This is a genomic window from Pirellulales bacterium (genome assembly GCA_036499395.1).
Taxonomy (GTDB): domain Bacteria; phylum Planctomycetota; class Planctomycetia; order Pirellulales; family JACPPG01; genus JACPPG01.
In genome coordinates this window covers 86648-107388 of the sequence record DASYDW010000077.1, presented here as the reverse complement: position 1 = coordinate 107388, position 20741 = coordinate 86648, and the positions used below count along the sequence as shown (strand labels likewise).

Genomic DNA, 20741 nt, shown 5'->3' with positions numbered 1-20741 from the left:
CATTAATTGATCGACGGGGACTGCGAGCGTTGCTCGGGTGGCTCCAATTTCAGGTCGGGACAGGCAAATCGTCGATAAAACGTTGAATGATGGCTTCGACGGCGCTGCGCTGATTGCCGTGCAAATAGCCTTTCGTAATCACGCGATGCGCGAGCACCGGCACGGCCAGCCGCTTGATGTCGTCGGGCACGACGTAGTCGCGTCCTTCAATCAAGGCGAGTGCCTGGCTGGCTCGATACAGGCAAAGTGCGCCACGTGTGCTCGCGCCCACGTGCAGATCGTCGCTGTTGCGTGTGGCGTCGATCAAGTCGAGCAAGTAGTGGTGAATCGCCTCGTCCATCGTCACTCGGCGAACGGCCTCTTGCAGGGCGATCACCTGCTGGCAGTCCAGAACCGGCGTCAGACTGTCAACCGGCTCACCCTGGCGGTGACTCGTCAGCACCTGTAATTCCTCGTCGCGATCGGGATACCCGATGCTGGTTTGCAACAGGAAGCGGTCAAGCTGGCTTTCGGGTAACGGGTAAGTCCCCTCAAACTCGAAGGGATTCTGCGTAGCGATCACCATGAACGGCCGCGGCAGCCGGTAGGTATGGCCGTCGACGGACACCTGGCCGTCGCTCATCGCTTCCAGCAGCGCGCTTTGCGTGCGGGGAGTCGTGCGATTGATTTCGTCCGCCAGGACAATATTGGCGAAGATCGGTCCCTGGCTGAAAAAGAACTCGCTCGTCTTCGCGTCGAAAATGCTCGACCCGACGATGTCGCCGGGGAGTAAGTCGGGGGTGAACTGGATCCGCGTGAAGCGGGCGTTGATGCTCTTCGCGAGCGCCTTGCCGACCAGCGTCTTGCCGACCCCTGGCACGTCTTCGAGCAAGACGTGCTCGCCGGACAGTAGCGCCGCGACGCACAAGCGAATCACGCGCGGCTTGCCCAGCACGACTTTGGCAATATTGGCTTCAAGTTCTCCGACCAGGCTATGCAGCTCGGGCGTCATGTTGGCAGTCCACGCAGGAGTGTTCCGTCGAGTGGTGCGAAAAGTCGCGCCGCTCGCCTCGTTCCGGGAAATGCGCACCGGGCACCGCCACGTCCAGGCCGCCACCAGCGAACACATTTCATGGTAGCCGCAAGAAACCGGCACGGTCCACCCCCTGCCGGATTTCAAAAGCGGGCAACTAACGGCGGGGGCTTGGAAGCTTGCGAATGCGGCAAAGCGAGTTTCGCTTGGCGTAATGGATCAGGGGCGGGCGCCGGCTTGTAACTTTGTTAAACACTCGAAATGGTTAGCGCAATTGCGGAATCGCGCGACGCAAGGGAATATCGCCTGGGTAGCCGTCCACCCCCAGCAACTGCGCGCGCTGCTGTCGCGCCCGCTCTCGGCGGCGCCACTCCTGAAACTCGCGTCCAGAAAAGGCCAGGGCGACTGCGATTACCGCTGTAAGCACCAATAGGGTGCGCAGGCGGAAACGGCCCCAGCGTTGCATTGGCCCTGGCATCTGTGCTCCTTAGGTTGCAGGAACCTTTGGGTGTGAGCGATCCGCGAGTGGTATCGGGTTAAGCAGGCCTGAGCCTGTCGGTCATCTTCTGGTAGAGCCCTGGCGCGACAGCCGCAAAACGTCTGCCCCTGGAGCAATAACCGTGCTTCAACCCTCGTTCCCGGCAGGGTATACTGCCCGATCACCATTTTCGGCCGTCGGGCTTTCCGTCCGCCGGCAAACCTTACCGCGGCAGGTCGATACCGTGATCATCGTACTGAAGCCCAACGTCACCGAGCAGCAGATCGAGCACGTCGTGCAGCGCGTGGAAGCCCTGGGGCTGAAAGCGCACCTCAGTCGTGGCACTTATCGAACGATTATAGGTGTCATCGGCGACGAGGCCAAAACTCAGGTCGCGCCGCTGGAAGCCATTCCGGGCGTGGCACAAGTGGTGCCCATACTGCCTCCGTACAAGCTGGCGAGCTTGGAAGCGCACCCCGAGCCCAGCGTCGTCGACGTGGCCGGTGTGAAGTTCGGCGGCGGCTACCTGGGCATGATCGCTGGTCCCTGTGCCGTGGAAAGCGCCGAACGATTGGATTCGATCGCGGCCGCTATCAAGGCCGCCGGGGCGAATGTCCTGCGCGGTGGCGCCTTCAAGCCGCGCACCAGCCCCTATGCGTTTCAAGGTTTGGGCGAAGAGGGGCTGAAGATCCTGCGCGACACGGGCGACAAGTACGGCATGCCGATCGTTACCGAGGTAATGGATCCGCGCCGCGTGGAACTGGTGGATCGATACACCGATATGTTCCAGATCGGCGCCCGCAACATGCAGAATTTCAACTTGCTTACGGAAGTCGGTCAGACGCGTCGGCCCGTGCTGCTGAAGCGCGGCATGAGCGCCAGCGTTAAAGACTTGCTAATGAGCGCGGAATATATCCTCGCCCAAGGAAACGCCAACGTTGTGCTCTGCGAACGCGGCATCAAGAGCTTTGACAGCGCTACGCGCAATCTATTCGACGTGGCGGCCGTTCCACTGGCCAAAACGCTATCGCACCTGCCCATCATCGTTGACCCAAGTCATGCCACTGGACGTCCCGATCTGATTCCAGCTTGTGCGCTGGCAGGGGTGGCCGCCGGAGCCGACGGGGTCCATATCGAGGTCCATAACTGCCCAGAGGAGGCGCTCTCGGACGGAGAACAGGCCTTGTTGCCTGAACAGTACGCCGAGGTGGCAGAGCAGATTCGCAAGCTGGCTGAACTGCTGGGCAAGACGATTTCGCAACCGGCAGGAGCAACCGTATGAGACGACCGCTGATCGCGGGCAATTGGAAAATGAATCTGGATCGGGCCGGCGCCGTGGCACTCGCCAAGGCTGTCGTGACCAAGGCTGGGGACTACCCGGCTGCTGATCTTTTGGTCTGCCCGCCGAACGTCTATATCGACGCCGTGAGTGCGGTGCTCAAAGGGAGCCGCGTTGCGCTGGGTGCGCAGAACATGTATCACGAGGCCAACGGAGCGTTCACCGGCGAAACGAGTGCCGCGATGCTCAAGGATCTGGGCTGCCAGTACGTTATTCTGGGGCATAGCGAACGCCGCAATATTCTGGGCGAGACCGACGACCAGGTGCGGGCCAAGACCGTGGCGGCTCTGGCCGCGGGGATCGTGCCGGTCGTGTGCGTCGGCGAGCTACTGGCCGAGCGCCAGGCGGGGCAGACCGGTGCGGTCATTGCCCGGCAGATGGCCGGGTCACTCGCGGGTCTATCAGCGGCGGACATGGAGAAAACGGTCATTGCCTACGAGCCGGTTTGGGCCATCGGAACCGGTCAGGTGGCCACGCCCGAGCAGGCCGAAGAGGTGCATCGGGACCTTCGCAGAATCGTGACCGAGCGATACAATACTGCCACTGCGGAGAAGGTCCGGATTCTGTACGGCGGCAGCGTCAAGCCGGGCAACGCCGGCGAACTGCTCGCACAGCCGGATATCGATGGAGCGCTCATCGGCGGGGCAAGCCTGAAGGCGGATGATTTTCTGGGCATTGCCGCCGCGGCGCGTTAGCAAGGATTGCGAACTTTTCGGGCGAGTTTTCACCGTTGCACACCCGCGGCGGCTCGTCACAGTACTCGCCCACAATGGACTAGTCGTGCAGGAGAAAGAGCCATGTTCGGCGGCATCCTGATGGTGTTGATGTTTCTGGTCGCGTTGTTCTTGATTCTGCTCGTGCTGATTCAGCGCGGACGCGGCGGTGGTCTGGCTGGCGCATTTGGTGGCATGGGAGGGCAGAGCGCCTTCGGCACCAAAGCCGGCGACCTTTTCACCCGCATTACGATCGTGGCAGCGTCGATCTGGGTTGTGTTGTGCGTCCTCGGTGTGAAGTATTACAACACGCCTGATAACTTCAGCAGCAAGCTGGGCGGGGCAGCCAAGGTCGACGTTCAACCAGGCGGCGCCAAGGCATCGCTGGGTGGCGTGGACGTCGATGTCAAGGCATCTCCCCAGGGGACCGAGGCGGCACCAGGTACTGGCGAGACGAAGGCGCCTGAGGGTAGCGCTACCGAGGGAAGCGCTACCGAGACAGCACCCCCCGCTACTGGTTCCGCAACAAGCGAAGCAGCGCCTGCGGAACCCGCGGCCAGCGAAGCGCCCAAGTAACCGCAATATCGCCTGATAATTCGCTGCACGCTAGGCATGCACGAATCGAGTATCGGGCGAACAGACTGTTTTGATTGTGGCGATCGTCATTTCATTGGTTCGATCGTTTCCGCGTTCACACTTTTGGGGAGTCCTCGACCGTGCTATTGAGCATGACCGGATACGGCGAGGCTCGCGGCAAGCTTGAGGGGCGCAGCGCCTGGGTTGAAGTGCGGACGATCAACGGCCGGTACTTCAAGCTGTCGACCAAATGCCTGGAAGCGTACAACGCGCTCGAGCCTGAGATCGAACAGGTAGTCCGCCGGCAGATTCGCCGGGGCTCGATCCAAGTGACGCTGCGTGTCGATCGGCCACGCACCGGGGACGCCAGCGGCATCAACGGCGTGGTACTCGACGGCTACCGCCAGCAGCTTCGCGAGCTGTTTCAGTCTTGGAAGGTCGACGATCCGATTCCGTATGGCGCGCTATTGGAGCTGCCGGGCGTGGTTGTCGAGCACGCCGTCTCGAGCACTGAATTGGCAGAGGATTGGCCGCTGATCGAGTCGACGCTCAACGCGGCACTCACGAATCTGGCCAACATGCGCTCCAAGGAAGGGAAGGCGATGGCGGCCGACTTGGCAGATAACTGTCGGCAGATCGCCAGCGAGCTATCGCACGTCGAACAGAGGACGCCGCTCGTGGCCGAGGCTTACCGGACACGTTTGACGGACCGGCTGCAAAAAACGCTCGATCAGTTCCAGGTCACACTCGAGCCCGGCGACCTGATAAGGGAAGTCAGCATTTTTGCTGAGCGGTCGGACATTTCGGAGGAAACTGTCCGCCTGCGCAGCCACCTGGAGCAGTTCGACCAATTGCTGCGCGCGGAAGAAAGTTCTGGCCGAAAGCTGGAATTCCTCACGCAGGAAATGTTCCGCGAAGCCAATACGATCGGCTCGAAGGCGAATGACGTCACGATCTCGCGGCACGTCATCGAGATCAAGGCGGCCATCGAGCGGGTCCGCGAGATGATTCAAAACGTCGAGTGACAACAGGCGTCCCATGCGCCGAGCGGGCTGATGAATATCCGATCGGGCCAATTAGTGATCGTTTCCGGACCCTCGGGGGCGGGGAAAACTACGCTCCTGCAGCGAGTTTACGAGCATACGGACCTGCCGCTGGTGCCCAGCGTCTCGGCGACCACCCGGCGGCCGCGCCCCGGCGAGCAGGATGGGGTGGACTATCATTTTCTCAGCCGCGAGGAATTTGCGCGCCGCCGGCAGCATGGCGATTTTCTCGAATCTTGCGAAGTTTACGGCCAGGGGGACTGGTACGGCACATTGCGGGAGGAGGTCACCCCTAGCCTGGCGGCCGGTAAGTGGGTAGTCTTGGAGATTGACGTGCAAGGCACGGTGGAAGTGCTGAGGCACTATCCTCAAGCCTTGACAATCTTTGTGGAGCCCGGCTCGCTCGATGAACTCGAGCGTCGACTGCGCGACCGGGGCACCGAAAGTGCCGCGGCTCTCGAGCGAAGGCTGGAAGTGGCGCGCCACGAACTGGCATCGATCGACATCTATCGCCACCGGGTAATTAACGACGAAGTCGACCGCGCGACGCGCGTGATCTGCGATATTCTCAACCAGGCAAGCCTGCAGCAAGTGGGAGACGTTTCGGAATGATTGACGAACTTCGCGAGGAACGAATCGTGAACAAGGTGGGCGGACGCTTCAAGCTGTCCACCCTCATCCAGAAGCGCCTGGTAGCATTGAACGCCGGCAGCCGGCCGCTGGTGAATCTCGACACGCATGACAAGCTCGAGATCGTGATCCAGGAAATCATGCAGGACAAGATTTACCTCGATTCGTCAGCCAATCTGCGCATCACGGGCGAGCCCGAGGCGGGCGGAGGTCCGGTCGAGTTGGATCTCACCGATCTATAGACGGGGATCTATGAACGGGCGCGAGGTCGTAGTCGGCGTCACCGGGGGCGTCGCGGCTTACAAGACCGCGGCGCTGGTGAGCCAATTGGTGCAGGCCGGGGCGGGAGTGTCCGTCGTGCTGACGGCCTCGGCGCGCGAGTTTATCGGCGCCGCGACGTTCGAGGCGCTGACGGGCCGCGCGGTTAACACCCAAGTCTTTCACGAGCCCGAGCATCCGCTCGGCGCCCACATCGATCTGGCGACACGCGGCGAGATTCTCTGCGTCGCGCCGGCAACTGCTAATTTTCTGGCGAAGACGGCGCAAGGCCTGGCCGACGATTTGTTGAGCACGCTGGCCTTGAGCTTTACCGGGACGATCATGCTCGCTCCGGCGATGAATTGCGAAATGTGGGATAAGCCGGCCGTGCAGCGCAACATCGCACAGTTGCGCCAGGACGGTGTCGTTCTGGTCGGTCCTGAAGAAGGCTGGCTAAGTTGCCGGCAGCGCGGCATGGGACGGATGGCGGCACCGGAAAAGATCTTTGCTGCCATCGCCGAGCAACTCTCCCAAATTCCGAAGAAATGAGCGCCACTGCCGCGGGGCAATGCCGTACTGCCGCAAGAGAATCTCCAATCATTCCGAACCGTCGATGGCGCGAATCCTGATTACGTCCGGCCCCACGCGGCAGTATCTCGACGCGGTGCGCTATTTGACGAATGCCTCGAGTGGTCGTATGGGCTGTGCCCTGGCCGCGAGTGCCCTGGCCGCCGGTCATGAGGTGATCGTCGTCAGCGGACCGGTCGATGTCGAATATCCGCCCGGGGTGCGTGTGATTCCGGTCGTTTCCACCGAAGAGATGCTCGCCGAATGCCAGCAGGTCTTTGCGTCGTGCGACGGATTGATCGGCGTGGCCGCTCCTTGCGACTATCGTCCTGTGAAGGTTGCGCCCGGCAAGATCAGCAAGACGGGCGAGCCGCTCGAACTGCACCTGATCGAAACGCCCGACGTCGTGGCAACGCTGGGTGCCGCAAAACTCGGTCAATGGCTGGTCGGCTTTGCGCTTGAGGCAGACGATCACCGACTACGCGCCTTGGCGAAGCTGGAAAAAAAGCATTGCGACCTCATGGTCTCAAACGGTCCCGAGGCGATGAACGCGCTCGACACCCAGGTCGAATTGATTGATTCCACGGGCGCCGTGGTGCAAGAGCTCTCGGGTAGCAAAGAGGAAGTCGCCGACGGCATCTTCCGCGTGATACAGGACCGACTGATTGACCAGCGGAAATAGATCGCACCTCACGCCTCGGCGGACCGGACGCTTACGAACCGGTCGCCATGGCCTCTTCCGTGTCGGGCGTGGCGTCGTTGCTACATGGCATCGTGTTCGATCCGACCAGCCGTAATAGAGCGATCTCGGGGCGGCAGTTGTAGCGCACCGGCGTCAGGCCTGAAACACCGCGGCTGACGTGCATCAGCGTCGGCGCCTCGTAGAACAGGCCCGAGGCGTATCGGGTACCGAAGATACTAGGTGCCAGAACCGCGCCGAAGAACGGGAATTGAATCTGGCCACCGTGCGTATGGCCGGCCAACATCAGGTCGTAGCGCCGGCGGCGCGCCCAACCGATTTGATCCGGAGAATGCGACAGCAGGATTCGTAGCGCGTCCGCCGGTTCGTTGGTGCCGGATTGCTCGCTAGCGTCTGTCGTCGGAGGAATCCAGGGAAGCTCGTTGCCGGTGAGCACGATCGTTTCCCCGGCCACTTCCAAACGGCGCGTGCGTCCGCCGAGGTTCGTAACACCGGCCGCGGCGAGCTTGGTGCGCAACGTTTCGAGATCGACGCACACGTCGTGATTTCCAAGGACTCCGTAGACACCAAGCGGCGCGTTCAAGCGGCTGAGCGTGGGCACGATCCAATCCAGGCACTTCGATGCGTCGACAATGTCCCCGGTTATCGCCACCAGGTCCGGCGACAGGGCGTTGGTCCGATCGACCATCTCGTGGAAAAAGTCGATCGATATCCGGCCGCTCATGTGCAGGTCGGATAGATGCGAGATCGACAATCCCTCGAGTCGCGGCGGCAATTGCGCGAGCGCCAGCGTTTTTAGATTTACCTCAACCTGAAACACTTCATTGCCGGGTAGTTGCACGGCGAAGCGGCTGAAGCCGTGCGCCAGCGACTGGCCTGATCGTTGGCGGGCGAAGTCGAAGCTCTCGATGCGCAGGGAACGCAACTGCGCTGGGTCGCGACGCAGGCGCCGGGAGACGATCCACCAGGGAAATGGTCCGAGCGCGACCAATAGGCACGCGAGTGCATAACTTTGCGCCGCAACCGCGGCCCAGGAACCCGTGGCATGTGCCAGCAGTGAGATAATCGACGTCGGCAGGTACGCGGCAATGGCTGGCGAGGCTGCCAGTGCCGCGACCAGGAGCACAAGCGGCCCGCCCAGAAATCCGAGTAGCGCCAGTCCCGAGCACCCATGAACCAACGGCCGCCAAACACCCAGGCCGTGCGTGCGATTCAGGAAGGTGATCCAAAAGGCACTGCTACCGACCACGGCCAGTGCGAACAGCGAGCAAGCGAGCAGCGGCTCCATCCCGACGATCCTTGAAGTCTAGAGTCGCGGCGCGCCTGCGCCGGATGCCCCCAGCGAATGATATCAGCCCTGCCGCACCATGCGCGAAGAATTGGATACCTTTTCGACGGTATCCAGCAAGGCGTCCAGCCGGAACGGCTTATACAGCACGGCATCGGCCTGTAGGCCCGCCTGCCGCGCTTTGACGATTGAGTGACCGGGGTCGTATCCAAAGCCGGTCATGAGCACCATAGGGACCGCGTCCAGGATGCCCTGCAGCTTGAGCATCAATTCGTAGCCACTCATGTCGGGCAAGCGGATGTCGGCAATGATGCAATCGTAACTGGTACCCGGCGCCAGGTTGCGGACCATGCAGACGGCTTCACCAGCGTCGTGTGCCGTTTCGACCACACAGCCGTAACGTTCGAGCAGATTGTGGGCCGCGCTGCGAACGTTTTCGTCGGCGTCAACGACCAGGATCTGCAGGCCGCGCAACTGCGGGCGTTGCTGATTCTGCATCGGCTGCGGATGCGCCTGGCTAGGAGCCATCTTCTGGCCCACCTGCTGAATCACCTGCTTGATGTCACGGGCGTTACGCAGAATGCTCTGCAAACGCTCGCCCACGTCGGGGTCGTGGCCGATGTACCGCTCCATCAGGTTGACGGCGTCGTTGAGGATATCGTCGACCGGCATCGCCACGGCGCGGTGTACAGCCTCGATATTCTCGACGACCGTGGTGGCCTTCTCGGCGACCAGCAATTCCAGCGTGTTGAGCGCGACGGCCACGTCGCGGGTGAATATCTCGAGGAATTGCATGTCGCTTTCGGTGAAAGCCCGCGGCTCGGGGCTTTCAACGTTGAAAGTACCGATTACTTCGTCATGCAAAATGAGGGGGACGGTCAGAGAGCTTTTGGCCCCTTTACACCCCTCGAGATAGAGCGGATCTTCGGTCGTGTCTTCGCACAGGTAGCTCTTGCCGGTGGCGGCCACGAATCCGGTCACGCCGTTGTTTTGCAATTGAGCGTATAGCGAACGATCCATCGCCTCGGGCACCATGCCGGCCGCCAGCAGCGGTTCGAGCTTGCCGGAATTGGCATCCAACAAGCGAATCTCGACGACGTCGAAGTTCAGCAGGTCCTGAGTGAAGTGCAGGATGTTCGACTTTAAGAGCTCGATCCGCTCTTCGATCGACATGTGCGAAAGTTCGTCGGGCGACAGATCGGCCAGTTCAACGCCAGCCTGATGAATCGCGGCCAGCTTTTGCTGCTGGAGAACTTCGCTCGTGACGTCGCGAATCGTGACGATCAGGTTTTGCGGCGGTCCGTCCGAATCGCAGACCGGCATGGCATGCACGCGGAAGTAGCGATTATCGCTCGAGCGTAGCGTGGAACAACTGCGAGCCCCGGTGGCGAGGGCCGTGTGGAACGGACAGAAGTCGGGCCCGAGAATTTCGGGGCTGCCGAGGACCGCGTAGAAATTCAGACCGACGATCGAGTCGCGATCGGTCCATTCACGCAGCCGCCCGTTGCCCCAAATGACGGAATTGTCGCCGTCCAGGAGCACAACGCCATCAGGCATTTGCTCAAGGATGCGTTCGTTCTGCAGGAGTTTGCCCAGCTCCATCGCTTCGCGAAGGTGCGGCGAGGAGACGTAAACGGCATCGAACTTTTCGCGAGCGAGCCGGGCGAAGGCGCGGATCGGGTTCTGAACAGGAACGGTCTCGACCGTGTCCCCGAGGCGAGCCAACAAGGGGGACGTGTCCTCGCCCGCGTCCCCTAGCAGCAGGATTCTGGGTCTTTCCGTCAAAGGCCCTAACTCCCGGCAGATATGAATAATCCGTAATCGATTATAGGAGCGGCCTCGGCTGCGAACAACCGCTCAGCACGCCCTAGTTTTCCATCGGACGCTCAAGGTCTCGCAAATCAGCCCTCCTGGGGCTCGGTCCCGCTTTCCTGTTTTTCGCTATCGGCACGACAGTAATGCTCGCTCTCACCGTTAGGGCCGACCGGTCCTAATGAGGGGCGAGCGCGCCGCGCTTCGACGCGATCAGCTTCAGCAGGGCATGCTGCGGATCGGCGAATTTCTTGAGCCCCTCGTCCATGAGCGTCTCTTCGAGGTGCTTGATGTCGACCTTGGCGTCGATTTCGTCCAGCACGGCCTTGGGCGGCAATTCGTCCACATGACGTGTGATTGTGCGGCCGCTCTTCTCGACGGCATCGTTGGTCGCGGGAGGATTCGTCTCGATATCGCTGCCGGCGAAGGCCTCGACGTACTTCCAGGGAGGATCCTCCGGCTTTTTGGTGCCGGTGCTGGCAAAGATCATCTCTTGTTGAAGCGGTGTCTTGTTCTGCTTCCAGAACTCCTGGTTCGCGGCCCAGATCCGCTTGGCATTGACGATGCCGACCATTCCTTGGGCGGCGGGCGAGAGGCTGGGAACCGCCTTCTCGGTGTAGACGTCCAATCGCGATACGAAGATGCTGTACACGCTCTTGAAATGGCTTAGATTCGCCCGACGACATGCCCCGCGCCACACGGCGTCACGAGCGGCCAGGTATTGCCGCATGCTGAAGATCAGCGTCACATTCACGGTGACGTCGGCAGCGACCAACTCTTCGAGAGCATCGAGCCCCGCGGGAGTCGCCGGTACCTTGATCATGCGGTTCTTGTGGCCAGCGGCCCATTTCTTCCCGAGCTCGATATACCGCTTGACGCGCTCGGCATGGGGTAGCGGATTGTGGATATCTTCGATCAGCGGATCAAGTTCGAAGCTGACGTAGCCATCGTTTCCGCCGGTTTTTTCCCAGACCGGTAGAAATACCTGCTGGGCGCCGCGGACCAGCTTGTCTGTCGTCTGCCAGGCGATTTCCTCGTCCGAAAGGCCGCGCTGCAACAGTCCCTCGAGGTCGCTATCGAAGCGTCCCGTTTCGATCAGCCCGGAGACAATGATCGGATTCGACGTTGCACCGCTAGCACCTAGGGCGAAGTTCTTGGCCACCAAGTCAGGGTCAATCGAATCGAGCCAGAGCTTCGTGCCACTGGCGATCAGGGACTTAAGTGATGAGCTCATGACGCCCTCAAAGGTTCTTCGTAACTGACTTTGCATAAATAGTTTAGAACGCTACCTGCGACCAATGCGCCAGTCGCAGCAGCGGTTTTCCGGGGCAGCGAGTGAGAATAGCACAATCGAGAAGTTGAAGCCATCAACGATCCATTGAGGCACTGTTTCGGTTGCAGTGACTAGGGTGTTTGCGATGACTTTGTGCGTTTTCGGTGATTTTAACGGTTATTCCTGTTTTGCGGGCAGTCGGTGGCCGATTAATGGTGGGACATCCGAGCCCGATGGCTCGCGGTGTTGGTCGGTTACGACTCTGCGCGACAACGAGGAGCTCGTTCGTGCTGGGAGTGCTTTCAAAGATTGCGATTGCGGTAGCACTGGTCTGCGGGCCAATGCTAGCAGGCTGGTGCTCTGCCCAGAGCAGTGGCTATCAGAGGGCCGTGCGCCAACAGGCCTTCTGGCAAGACGCGAGTGAGGAGACGATTCCGCCGGGCTACGGCGACGGCCCCAGTGATGGCGGCATGATCGCAGAGAACGACGACGGTGAATTCGTGGGAGAGTTCGGCGAAATGCTGGACGAGAACTCCTGCGTCTGCCCGAACAACTGCGATGACGGCCCCGATTCGATCTTTCCCGACGGTGTTTTCAATAACCGCGGCCCGCTGTGGTACTCGTCAGTCGCGTTCACGATGATGCAGCGATCGGCCCCTACGCATCAGGGGACTGCGTTGCCACTAGCGCAATTGTTTCAGGAAGCACTAACCACTAGCGGCCAAGTGGTGCTTCTGCATCCGCTCGTAATGGGCACGAGCGGGCTAGACTTCCACTTCACGCCAGGTGCGAGATTTACGATCGGGAGAAACCTCTTTGAAGATGTTCTCCATCGCCAACACGCCATTGAATTCACCTTCATCGGGCTGAATACCTGGTCCACGAGCGGCAACGCGATCGGCGGGCCGGGTTTTTCGTCGTCGACTTTCGCTCAGTTCGCGGGATTGTTTTCGAAATTTCCGCTCACAGTTGGCGGCTTCAATGGCGCGTCTTTGATGACGATGGCGGATTCGTCGAGCTTCAGCAACTTCGAGATAAACTACCGCATTTCAAAATTGCCGAGGCCGGATCGCATTTCGCAACTCCCCGACGGCACGTGGATGCAGGTCGCGACCCCGACATTGGTACCGTCGTTCATCACCGGTTTCCGCATGTTTACGCTCAACGATCATTTCAATTGGTTTTCGTCCGGCGTTCACAGCGACGGCAGCGTGTTCCAGGGCGTCTACAACATAAAGACCACGAACGTTCTGGCGGGGATGCAAATCGGCGGCGACGTCATCATGAATCAGAACATTTGGCAACTAGGGGTTCGGGCCAAAGCGGGCGTGTATGGCAACCTGGCCAAGCAATCCTCGGAAGTCTCGATCGTCGACCCAGACCTGGGCAATGCATCTGGCACGGGCCAAGGTTCGTCGCCAACGACGGCGTTCATCGGCGACCTGGGATTTTTCGGCACGACACGTCTGACCGAGCGCATGTACTTTCGTGGCGGTTACGACCTGATGTGGGTTGGCGGCATCGCGAATGCCGCGGAGCAAGTGCAGTACACGAGCAACATCGCCCCCGTGGTCCGTAAGAACGGCCACGTCCTACTGCAAGGGGTTACGTTGGGAGTCGACATCTGCTTCTAAATGCAGCAGACGTGAATGCGGTGCCAACAGCGCGACAAGCCTGGCTGCCGTCCGGGCACGTGCCAGTGATTATTCTTCGGCGGCGATCACCACGGCCGCCGATTGGCCGGTCGAGGCCTGATTCAAAATTACGGCCGTGCCCTTCGCACCCCGTAACGGTTCCCCATGGACGACATTCACGGGGCACTGCGGATCACGACGCTCGTAATTGAGGGTCCGCGGAACCTCGTTATTGACGAAGCCCAGCACGCTGGCCGCCATTTCCACCGCGCCAGTGCCCGCACCCAGATTGCCAAAGTAGCTTTTTGGCGCGGTAACGGGAACGTCTCCTAGCACCTGGCGAATGGCCTGCGCTTCGGCCCGATCATCAAGAATCGTGCTGATACCGTTCGCATTCACGTGTCCAATATCACCCGGCTCAAGCTCGGCGCAGCGCAAGCTATTTTCGATGGTCGCGCGGATTGCCGTTCCCTTGAGCGGCGAGCCGTTAACACGTGGCTCGAAGCCGCTAGCATAGCCCAGCACGCGTCCGAAAATCTTCACTCCGCGGGCCTCGGCGTGACGGCGACTTTCCAGGACGAAGGCGGCCGAGCCTTCGCCGTAGACGGCACCCGTGCGATCGGCGTCGAACGGACGGCTGGCTGTTTTCGGATCCTGCCCCTGACGCGCCGTGTCGCAAAGGACGGCCCGCACGTAGGTTGTGGGGTGAATGCGCGAACTGGTTCCACCGGCCACCATCACGTCCGCTAATCCGCGCTCGATGATGCGGGATGCTTCGGCAATCGCCAGCAGGCTGGAGACCTCGGCCGTGGCGAGCGAGTTGCTGGGGCCGCGGGCATCGTAGTTGATCGCGATGTGGCAGGCTGGCATGTTGGGCAGATATTTCAACATCCACAAGGGATACAACTGCGCCATAGCATGTTGTCCCCAGCGACGGAAATCGAATCGGCCATCGACCATGCAACTGCGATAGGCGGCCTCGACATCGTCCAGCGGGCAGAGAATCATGTCGGCGCCGAACACCACGCCGAATCGCTCCGGATCAATGGCCCCCGGAGACAAGCCCGCTTGCCCACACGCCATGTCGGCCGCGCTGACGCCGAACTGGATGTCGCGCGACATCACTTTCAAGCTCTTGCGTGGCTTGACGAACTGTTTCGGGTCGAAGCCTGTCACTTCGGCGCCGTAGGTGACGGGCAAGCCCTGTGCGTCGAACAGTGAGAGTGGCCGGACGCCGCTGGTGCCGTGACGAAGCGCCGTCCAAAAGGCATCGCCGCCGATGCCGATCGGACTGACGATTCCTAGCCCCGTTATGACGATGTCTCGCGCCGCCACGATCGACTCCCTACGGGATCAGGCACATTCAAAACGCGACGTCCCTGTCCCTCGCCGGCCCAAAACGTCAGACACGGCACTCCAGCCTTAATCCGGCGAACGCTCGGCGCAAAGGGGTTGCGCTCGATTAACCGGAAATAGCGCTCCCCCAGCACCGCTGCCCAGCCGGGGTCTAAATCATTGTCTATTCGTAAGTTTTGTCCAGATGCTGCGGCGGAAGAGTGCGGCGGAAATCCCCATTATCGCACGGTTTTCAAAGAATAGACCATTTCTATGAGCGGGCACGGCACAAGCCATGTTCTCGGCCCAAACAGCCTATAGAGCCTGCTTCTTAAGACGTCCCACGCAATACGCCGAAATGTGGGTTTGACGTCATCGTGAGCGATCTATTCGCCCTCAATCTCCCAGTTTCGCAGTGGGGAATGCCCCGGCATTCTCGCCCAAGTGACCACATCATCGAAATACTCAAGTACCCGTACCCCGGGTTGGCCCACCCCCACGTTACCCAATTTTCGCCGCGAGGAGCCGGGGCGCGTCGGCGCGCACAGCCGGAGCGATTTCTCGCTGCGGGACGCACGCCAGTTGGTTAACGACCTGTTTGAACCCAGGCCGTGGATTTATTGGGTCGATTTCTCACTGTCGATCGGCCTGGGGACGGCCGCGCTGCTCGTTCTCCGTCGGGCGCCTCTGAATTGGGCGGGCTGGGGAATCATCTACGCGGCCGCCGTGTTGGCGTTTTACCGCGCCGCTATGTTCAGTCACGAAGTCGTTCACCTGCGAGCAGAGAAGTTCAAAGCGTTTCGCATCTATTGGAACCTGCTGTGCGGTATTCCGTTTTTGATCCCCTCGTTTTTGTATCAGACGCATACTTTGCATCATGTGCGGAAGCACTACGGCACGGCCAATGACGGCGAGTATCTGCCGCTGGCCACGGGCCCGGTACGTAATATCTTTCTGTTTCTTTGCGAACCGCTGGTGATGCCGGCCATCGCCGTGGTTCGCTTCCTGGTATTGGCGCCGTTGACATGGATCAGCCCGCGCTCGCGCAAATGGGTTTACGCGCACGCCTCGTCGATGGTGATCGATCCCACCTTCGTTCGGCCGCTGCCCGGTCGCGGCGAGTTGCGCACCTGGCGGTTGCAAGAGGCGGCCTGTTTCGCGTTGGCGCTGGGCACGCTATTGGCCGTGGTCTCGGGCTTACGACCGTGGCAATTCGTGCGTGATCTTTACCTGATCGCCGCTGGCGTGCTCATGATCAATGCGATTCGCACCATGGGCGCACATCGTTATCTGCATCGCGGTGAGCCGGTGAGCTTCGTCGAGCAGTTGGTCGATTCGCTGAACTACCCGAATCATCCCATCACGGGCGAGTTGTGGGCTCCGGTGGGATTACGGTATCACGCCTTGCACCACCTGTTTCCGTCGCTGCCGTATCACGCTCTGCCCGCGGCCCACGAGCGACTGATGGCTGGCTTGCCCTCTGGTTCGCCCTACCACCTTACGATCTGCTCGAGTTTGCCATCGGCTTTGCTTGCGTTGTGGCGTCGAGCCCGCAGCTCGACTACGGCTTAGCCGGCAGATCGAGATCGTACATGCGGTAGGTTTTCGTCAGTTTGGCGTTCATCTTTTCCAGCCCGACGCGGGGCATGACGTTCGACTCGGCGATCCAGGAAAATTCGGCTTCTTTCACGCCCATCGAGAGTGCCTTAGGGACGAGCGCACGCAACAGGACCAGTCCCAGTCCCCAGCGTTGAAACTCGGGCACGACGTTGATGCTGATGATGCGAATGCGGCGGACATCTTTTCGGCCGCGCAGCAAGTGAATAAAGCCGAAGGGCAAGAGCCGGCCGCGAATTCGCCGGATGGTCGGGTTGTAATCCGGCAACCCTAGCACGGCGCCGACGCCGCGACCGTCGACCTCGGCGATGAGGGCCAACTCGCGGCTAACGAGGTAGCTGAGCGTGCGCGCGAATTCGGCCACCTCGTGCTTCGTGAGCGGCACAAATCCCCACATCGCCTCGAACGAGCGATTATAGAGTTCGAGAAACAGCTCGACGTCTTTTGTCGAGGAGGGAATCATGGGTCGGACCGTGGCCTGGCAGCGTTCTTGCGCTTGATCCACAAGCCAGCCCATCTCCTTTTCGAACTCGGGAAGCTGAGCTTCGTAGCCCACATAGGCCAGCAAATCCTGTGACTTCTGAAATCCGTACCCCGTGATCAGCTTTTCGTAAAACGGCGGATTGTAGGGCATCAGGAACGTAGGCGGTGTGTCGAAACCCTCGACGAGCAGGCCGCAGTCGTAATTCATCGAAGGATTCGCCGGTCCGCGCAGCTTCGTAATGCCGCGTTCGGCCAACCAGCCTCGCACGGCATCCAGCAAGGCATTGGCCACCGCGGGATCGTCGACGGTCTCGAAGAATCCGAAGAATCCGCGTTCTTCCTTGTGCTCGCGATTGTGCTCCCGGTTAATAATCGCAGCCACGCGGCCGCAGACTTCGCCGTCGCGCATCGCGAGAAATGTTTGCACCTCAGCCGTTTCGTGAAACGGATGGTGTTTGAAGCCGGCCAGTTCGCTCTCAATGAGTCGCAGGCGCGGAATCCAATTCGGATCCCCCTTATACAGGCGCTCGGGGACATTCAGAAAAACTCGCCGGTCGCTCCAACTTTTGACCGGCTTGATTTCGACTGCGGACATAGCATCCTTCTAGCCTGCCGATCCCACGGCAGACTTAATGACTTGCACGGCAGAACCGCACGACTCCCGAACAGCCCAATTTGGCGTCTTTATCGCCCGCGAGCGATCAATACGCGTTACAGGGTCACGCGAAAGCACAAATTTCGTTCGCTTTGGCGAAACGCCGCGAATGCGCATGCCAAAAATGTCAATCGTACAAATGTCCCGAGTGCTCGCCAGATGCGTAGCCGGTCAGTTGGTACGTTTGCATTGATTTCGCAGGAAAAGGTGCAATGCTAATATAGCGATGGCTTGGTGGGCAATATTCCCACCCGCCCCTGCGCAAGAATTCGACCTCGGACACCCTCCGCTGACGTCCCGCCGCTACCGGAATTGCGAGCATTTAGCCCGGTCACGCGAATGCGGCGGCTGCGCCGAGGCTCGCATCAGTCATCAGTACCGAGCGGCCTTGAATTTCGCTGTATCTGCTGGAAGGTCCTGTCCGCCGCGGCGAGGGTCGGGCAGTTGAAATCGCAGCGCAGGACGAAAAAACGCCGGACGTAGAAAAAAAGGTCAAGCGATCGTGAAGGCTTTAATTACAGGCGCCAGTGGGTTTATTGGCACGCACCTTGCCTCGGCACTGACGGCAGAGGGGCATTCCGTTCGTTGCCTGGTGCGTCGCAATTCTCAGACTGTCCAGTTAGCCGAATTGCATGCCGAGTTGGCCTACGGTGATGTCACGGATCCAGAGAGCGTTGCGGCCGCCACGGCCGGCGTCGACGTCGTTTTTCATTTGGCCGGGCTCATCAAGGCGCTGACTTACGAAGAATTGTTGCGCGTCAACGAGCAAGGGACGCACAACGTCGCGCAGGCCTGCGCGGATCAACCTAACGCTCCGACGATGGTGCTGGTTTCTTCGCTGGCGGCAGCCGGTCCGTCGCACAGCGACCGACCACGTCGGGAAACCGACCCGGCCCAACCGGTCTCGAACTATGGACGGAGCAAGCGCGCCGGCGAACTGGCCGCGGCCCGCTTTGCGGACCGGATTCCGCTGACAATCGTCCGTCCCCCCGTGGTATTCGGCGAAGGGGACTTGACCCTGCTGTCGATGTTTCGCCCGATCAAGATGTTGCGGCTGCACCTGGTGCCCGGATTCACCGAGCGCCGAGCGTCGATGATTCACGCCACGGATCTGGTGGCTGGCCTGATCACGGCCGCAAAACGGGGCGAACGCATTATGCACGGTGATGACGTAAATTCGGCGCGCGGATACTACTTTCTGGCGGATGAAAGAAGCCCGACTTTCGCCGAGTTAGGGCAATTGATCGCCCGCTCGTTGGGCTACCGTCGTTTGCGCGTTGTTCGCGCGCCGGAAGCCTTGGGTTGGGGATTGGCGGGTCTGAACGAAGCCTGGGCCCGGCTTCGCCGCCGGCCACATATTTTCAATATCGATAAGTTACGCGAGGCGACCGCCGGCTCCTGGGTCTGTGGAGCGGAGCGGGCTCGCGAGCATTTGGGTTTCTCGGTGGGCGCGAATCTCGAGGCCCGGTTTGCCCAAACGACGCGCTGGTATCGCAGCCACGGCCTGCTGTAGGCACTTCTGCCAACCAATCGGCGCCCCAGTGGGGCAGCGGCTGCTCCAGGAGCCCGAGAGGTGACGTTCCGGCCTTTCCCTGGCAGCCGTGGCACGGTCAGCCCCGTGGGCTATCGCCGTACCGTGTGCGAATAGCCAAAAGGGGACCAAGGGCGGTCGGCCGCCGACCGCCATCTCCCCGCCTGGAATTCTCGCAAGTCTTTGATAGGCCTTGCTTCTCCTTGCTTTGGCCAAATTGCCAAATTAGGATCGAATGCTGGAACGAGACGTTGGACCTATCCTTTTCTTAGCAATCATCCGCCCCCACCCAGCCGCAGTGTTCCATGTGACTGCTGGTGGGGGCGAACCGGTCAATCGTTCGGTCAACGGGAGGTCTCGGATGACGTTACGCTCTGTGCGAGCTCGCGTCCTTATTGTCGGCTCGGTTTGCTCTGCAGTTGCGCTGGCTGCCGTCTCGGTCACGGCGACTACGACGACGCCCACCACCCCTAGCACGGGCACGTCGACGCCCTCCCCGTTTGCGCCGGCCGGTGTGGTCGTAAATGCCGATGGTGTGTTGCGGCGCGAAGTCTACGATGACCAAACGGGCATGTTGCAGCGTCGCCGCATCGAGGAAGCGCAAGCGGCGCTCAACGACAAGGTCATCGCGCGCAGTAATCTGCGCAAGGTCTCGCTGACACGTCTGGAGAACGCGATTCAAGCCAAGCTGGCAGCCGGACAACAGCCTACGGACGAAATGAACTGTCTGGCTGGTCTATGGCGGCTGCGCTATGTGTTTCTGTATCCCGACACCGGCGATGTCGTGATTGCCGGTCCGGCCGAAGGTTGGTTTCGTGATCTGTCGGGCCGCGTCGTGACGTTGACCGCCGCAAGGCCGGTGCTCGAATTGCAGGACCTCATTGTCGCGCTACGTGCTTATCCGCCAGGCGAGGATCAGGGGCCGCTGATCGGCTGCTCGATCGATCCCACACCTGAAGGGCTGGCCCGTATGCAGCAGTTCTTGGTGCAGATGGGGGGCGCGGCGACACCGGATCAAACCGATTTCATCGTCGACGGCTTGCGCACCGCGCTTGGTTTGCAGAAGGTGGCCATTCGCGGCATCTCGCCGAATACGCATTTCGCCCAGGTCATGGTCGAGGCCGATTACCGCATGAAATTGATCGGCATTGGCCTGGAACGTCCGCCCGTTCAAATCACCAGCTACGTCGACCGGGCTAATCCAGCCACGGTCAGCCGCAATGCGATGCAACGCTGGTACTTCGTCCCCGACTATAAATGCGTCCGCACGACCGAGGACCGCGACTCGATGGAGCTCGTCGGTGATGGCGTGAAGCTCGTGGGAGCCGACGAGGTCGTGGGAGCTGGCGGACAACGCGGCAAGTCGACGGCCACGAACAAGGCCAGCGTCTCGTTCGTCAACGGCTTTACGAAGAAATACCCGGAATTGGCCGCCCGGTCGCCCGTTTTTGCCCAACTGCGGAACCTGATTGATATGTCGGTGGCCGCGGCGTTCATGCAGCAAAATCACTATTACCAAAAGGCGAAATGGGAGATGGACGTCTTCGGCGACGAAGAAAAGCTCCCGATCGAGACCTATAACGCCCCGCTTGAAGTTGAATCCGCCGTGAACAGCATCTGGAAGGGAAATCAGTTGATGACGCCGATCGGCGGCGGAGTAACAGTGAGGGCTCACCAGGCGCTGGATACCGACAATATGCTCTCTAGCGACGACGAGAAGGTCGAAAAGGCGCACGCGACCACCAGCCTGCAGGACCTGGCCGAAGGTCAGTGGTGGTGGGACTAGTTGCCGGCGGG

19 protein-coding genes are annotated in these 20741 nt (G+C 60.6%); 12 read left to right on the top strand and 7 right to left on the bottom strand.

Features of this window, described 5'->3' with window-relative positions; all coding sequences use genetic code 11:
• Positions 1–49: 49 nt before the first annotated feature.
• Positions 50–991, bottom strand: coding sequence for a MoxR family ATPase (locus VGN12_14735; GenBank protein HEY4310703.1), 942 nt, complete (start codon positions 989–991; stop codon positions 50–52).
• A gap of 286 nt (positions 992–1277) precedes the next feature.
• Complete coding sequence (locus tag VGN12_14730) at positions 1278–1490, bottom strand: hypothetical protein (GenBank protein HEY4310702.1); 213 nt, start codon at positions 1488–1490, stop codon at positions 1278–1280.
• 244 nt (positions 1491–1734) lie between these two features.
• Here VGN12_14730 and aroF point away from each other — a divergent pair, with 244 nt between their 5' ends.
• The 8 genes from aroF (at position 1735) to VGN12_14690 (ending at position 7298) form a co-directional block, all read left to right on the top strand.
• The gene (gene aroF, locus VGN12_14725) at positions 1735–2772 is read left to right on the top strand and encodes a 3-deoxy-7-phosphoheptulonate synthase (protein ID HEY4310701.1); all 1038 of its coding nucleotides are present in this window, start codon (positions 1735–1737) and stop codon (positions 2770–2772) included.
• A complete protein-coding gene (tpiA, locus tag VGN12_14720; GenBank protein ID HEY4310700.1) occupies positions 2769–3524 on the top strand; it encodes a triose-phosphate isomerase in 756 nt (251 codons plus the stop codon). Before aroF ends, tpiA begins: the two co-directional genes overlap by 4 nt.
• 102 nt (positions 3525–3626) lie before the next feature.
• The gene (gene secG, locus VGN12_14715; GenBank protein ID HEY4310699.1) at positions 3627–4118 is read left to right on the top strand and encodes a preprotein translocase subunit SecG; all 492 of its coding nucleotides are present in this window, start codon (positions 3627–3629) and stop codon (positions 4116–4118) included.
• A gap of 140 nt (positions 4119–4258) precedes the next feature.
• A complete protein-coding gene (locus tag VGN12_14710) occupies positions 4259–5143 on the top strand; it encodes a YicC/YloC family endoribonuclease (protein ID HEY4310698.1) in 885 nt (294 codons plus the stop codon).
• A gap of 30 nt (positions 5144–5173) precedes the next feature.
• Positions 5174–5773, top strand: coding sequence for a guanylate kinase (gene gmk / locus VGN12_14705; GenBank protein HEY4310697.1), 600 nt, complete (start codon positions 5174–5176; stop codon positions 5771–5773).
• A complete protein-coding gene (locus tag VGN12_14700; GenBank protein ID HEY4310696.1) occupies positions 5770–6033 on the top strand; it encodes a DNA-directed RNA polymerase subunit omega in 264 nt (87 codons plus the stop codon). Before gmk ends, VGN12_14700 begins: the two co-directional genes overlap by 4 nt.
• 10 nt (positions 6034–6043) lie before the next feature.
• Positions 6044–6598, top strand: coding sequence for a flavoprotein (locus VGN12_14695; protein ID HEY4310695.1), 555 nt, complete (start codon positions 6044–6046; stop codon positions 6596–6598).
• A 64-nt stretch (positions 6599–6662) separates the two neighbouring features.
• Entirely contained in the window at positions 6663–7298 is a 636-nt protein-coding gene (locus tag VGN12_14690) for a phosphopantothenoylcysteine decarboxylase (GenBank protein ID HEY4310694.1), read from the top strand.
• Between the two features lie 31 nt (positions 7299–7329).
• Here the strand turns inward: VGN12_14690 and VGN12_14685 are convergent, their stop codons facing one another.
• From VGN12_14685 to VGN12_14675, 3 genes are all read right to left on the bottom strand, one after another.
• The gene (locus tag VGN12_14685) at positions 7330–8604 is read right to left on the bottom strand and encodes a metallophosphoesterase (protein HEY4310693.1); all 1275 of its coding nucleotides are present in this window, start codon (positions 8602–8604) and stop codon (positions 7330–7332) included.
• 63 nt (positions 8605–8667) lie between these two features.
• Entirely contained in the window at positions 8668–10389 is a 1722-nt protein-coding gene (locus VGN12_14680) for a response regulator (protein HEY4310692.1), read from the bottom strand.
• A 205-nt stretch (positions 10390–10594) separates the two neighbouring features.
• On the bottom strand, positions 10595–11650 hold the full coding sequence (locus VGN12_14675) for a transaldolase family protein (GenBank protein HEY4310691.1): 1056 nt from the start codon (positions 11648–11650) through the stop codon (positions 10595–10597).
• Between the two features lie 326 nt (positions 11651–11976).
• Between VGN12_14675 and VGN12_14670 the strand changes: the two genes are divergently transcribed.
• Entirely contained in the window at positions 11977–13323 is a 1347-nt protein-coding gene (locus tag VGN12_14670) for a hypothetical protein (GenBank protein HEY4310690.1), read from the top strand.
• Between the two features lie 69 nt (positions 13324–13392).
• On the opposite strand, the gene VGN12_14665 is transcribed toward VGN12_14670, so the two are convergent.
• The gene (locus VGN12_14665) at positions 13393–14658 is read right to left on the bottom strand and encodes a beta-ketoacyl-[acyl-carrier-protein] synthase family protein (protein ID HEY4310689.1); all 1266 of its coding nucleotides are present in this window, start codon (positions 14656–14658) and stop codon (positions 13393–13395) included.
• Positions 14659–15102: 444 nt separating this feature from the next.
• Between VGN12_14665 and VGN12_14660 the strand changes: the two genes are divergently transcribed.
• Positions 15103–16230 (top strand): fatty acid desaturase, encoded by a 1128-nt coding sequence (locus tag VGN12_14660; GenBank protein HEY4310688.1) that lies wholly within the window; start codon positions 15103–15105, stop codon positions 16228–16230.
• Here VGN12_14660 and VGN12_14655 read toward each other — a convergent pair.
• Complete coding sequence (locus VGN12_14655; GenBank protein HEY4310687.1) at positions 16220–17353, bottom strand: GNAT family N-acetyltransferase; 1134 nt, start codon at positions 17351–17353, stop codon at positions 16220–16222. The genes VGN12_14660 and VGN12_14655 overlap by 11 nt on opposite strands.
• A gap of 562 nt (positions 17354–17915) precedes the next feature.
• Between VGN12_14655 and VGN12_14650 the strand changes: the two genes are divergently transcribed.
• Together VGN12_14650 and VGN12_14645 are read left to right on the top strand one after the other, a co-directional pair.
• Positions 17916–18926 carry an SDR family NAD(P)-dependent oxidoreductase gene (locus tag VGN12_14650; GenBank protein HEY4310686.1) on the top strand — a complete coding sequence of 337 codons (1011 nt, stop codon included), beginning with the start codon at positions 17916–17918 and terminating at the stop codon, positions 18924–18926.
• A 379-nt stretch (positions 18927–19305) separates the two neighbouring features.
• Positions 19306–20730, top strand: coding sequence for a DUF1598 domain-containing protein (locus tag VGN12_14645; GenBank protein HEY4310685.1), 1425 nt, complete (start codon positions 19306–19308; stop codon positions 20728–20730).
• The last annotated feature ends 11 nt before the right edge of the window (positions 20731–20741 follow it).

Coding starts and splice junctions, on each gene's coding strand:
- VGN12_14700 (HEY4310696.1), top strand. CDS start 5,770: ATGATTGACGAACTTCGCGAGGAACGAATCGTGAACAAGGTGGGCGGA.
- VGN12_14730 (HEY4310702.1), bottom strand. CDS start 1,490: ATGCCAGGGCCAATGCAACGCTGGGGCCGTTTCCGCCTGCGCACCCTA.
- VGN12_14685 (HEY4310693.1), bottom strand. CDS start 8,604: ATGGAGCCGCTGCTCGCTTGCTCGCTGTTCGCACTGGCCGTGGTCGGT.
- VGN12_14735 (HEY4310703.1), bottom strand. CDS start 991: ATGACGCCCGAGCTGCATAGCCTGGTCGGAGAACTTGAAGCCAATATT.
- VGN12_14655 (HEY4310687.1), bottom strand. CDS start 17,353: ATGTCCGCAGTCGAAATCAAGCCGGTCAAAAGTTGGAGCGACCGGCGA.
- tpiA (HEY4310700.1), top strand. CDS start 2,769: ATGAGACGACCGCTGATCGCGGGCAATTGGAAAATGAATCTGGATCGG.
- gmk (HEY4310697.1), top strand. CDS start 5,174: ATGAATATCCGATCGGGCCAATTAGTGATCGTTTCCGGACCCTCGGGG.
- secG (HEY4310699.1), top strand. CDS start 3,627: ATGTTCGGCGGCATCCTGATGGTGTTGATGTTTCTGGTCGCGTTGTTC.
- VGN12_14690 (HEY4310694.1), top strand. CDS start 6,663: ATGGCGCGAATCCTGATTACGTCCGGCCCCACGCGGCAGTATCTCGAC.
- VGN12_14675 (HEY4310691.1), bottom strand. CDS start 11,650: ATGAGCTCATCACTTAAGTCCCTGATCGCCAGTGGCACGAAGCTCTGG.
- VGN12_14645 (HEY4310685.1), top strand. CDS start 19,306: ATGACGTTACGCTCTGTGCGAGCTCGCGTCCTTATTGTCGGCTCGGTT.
- VGN12_14695 (HEY4310695.1), top strand. CDS start 6,044: ATGAACGGGCGCGAGGTCGTAGTCGGCGTCACCGGGGGCGTCGCGGCT.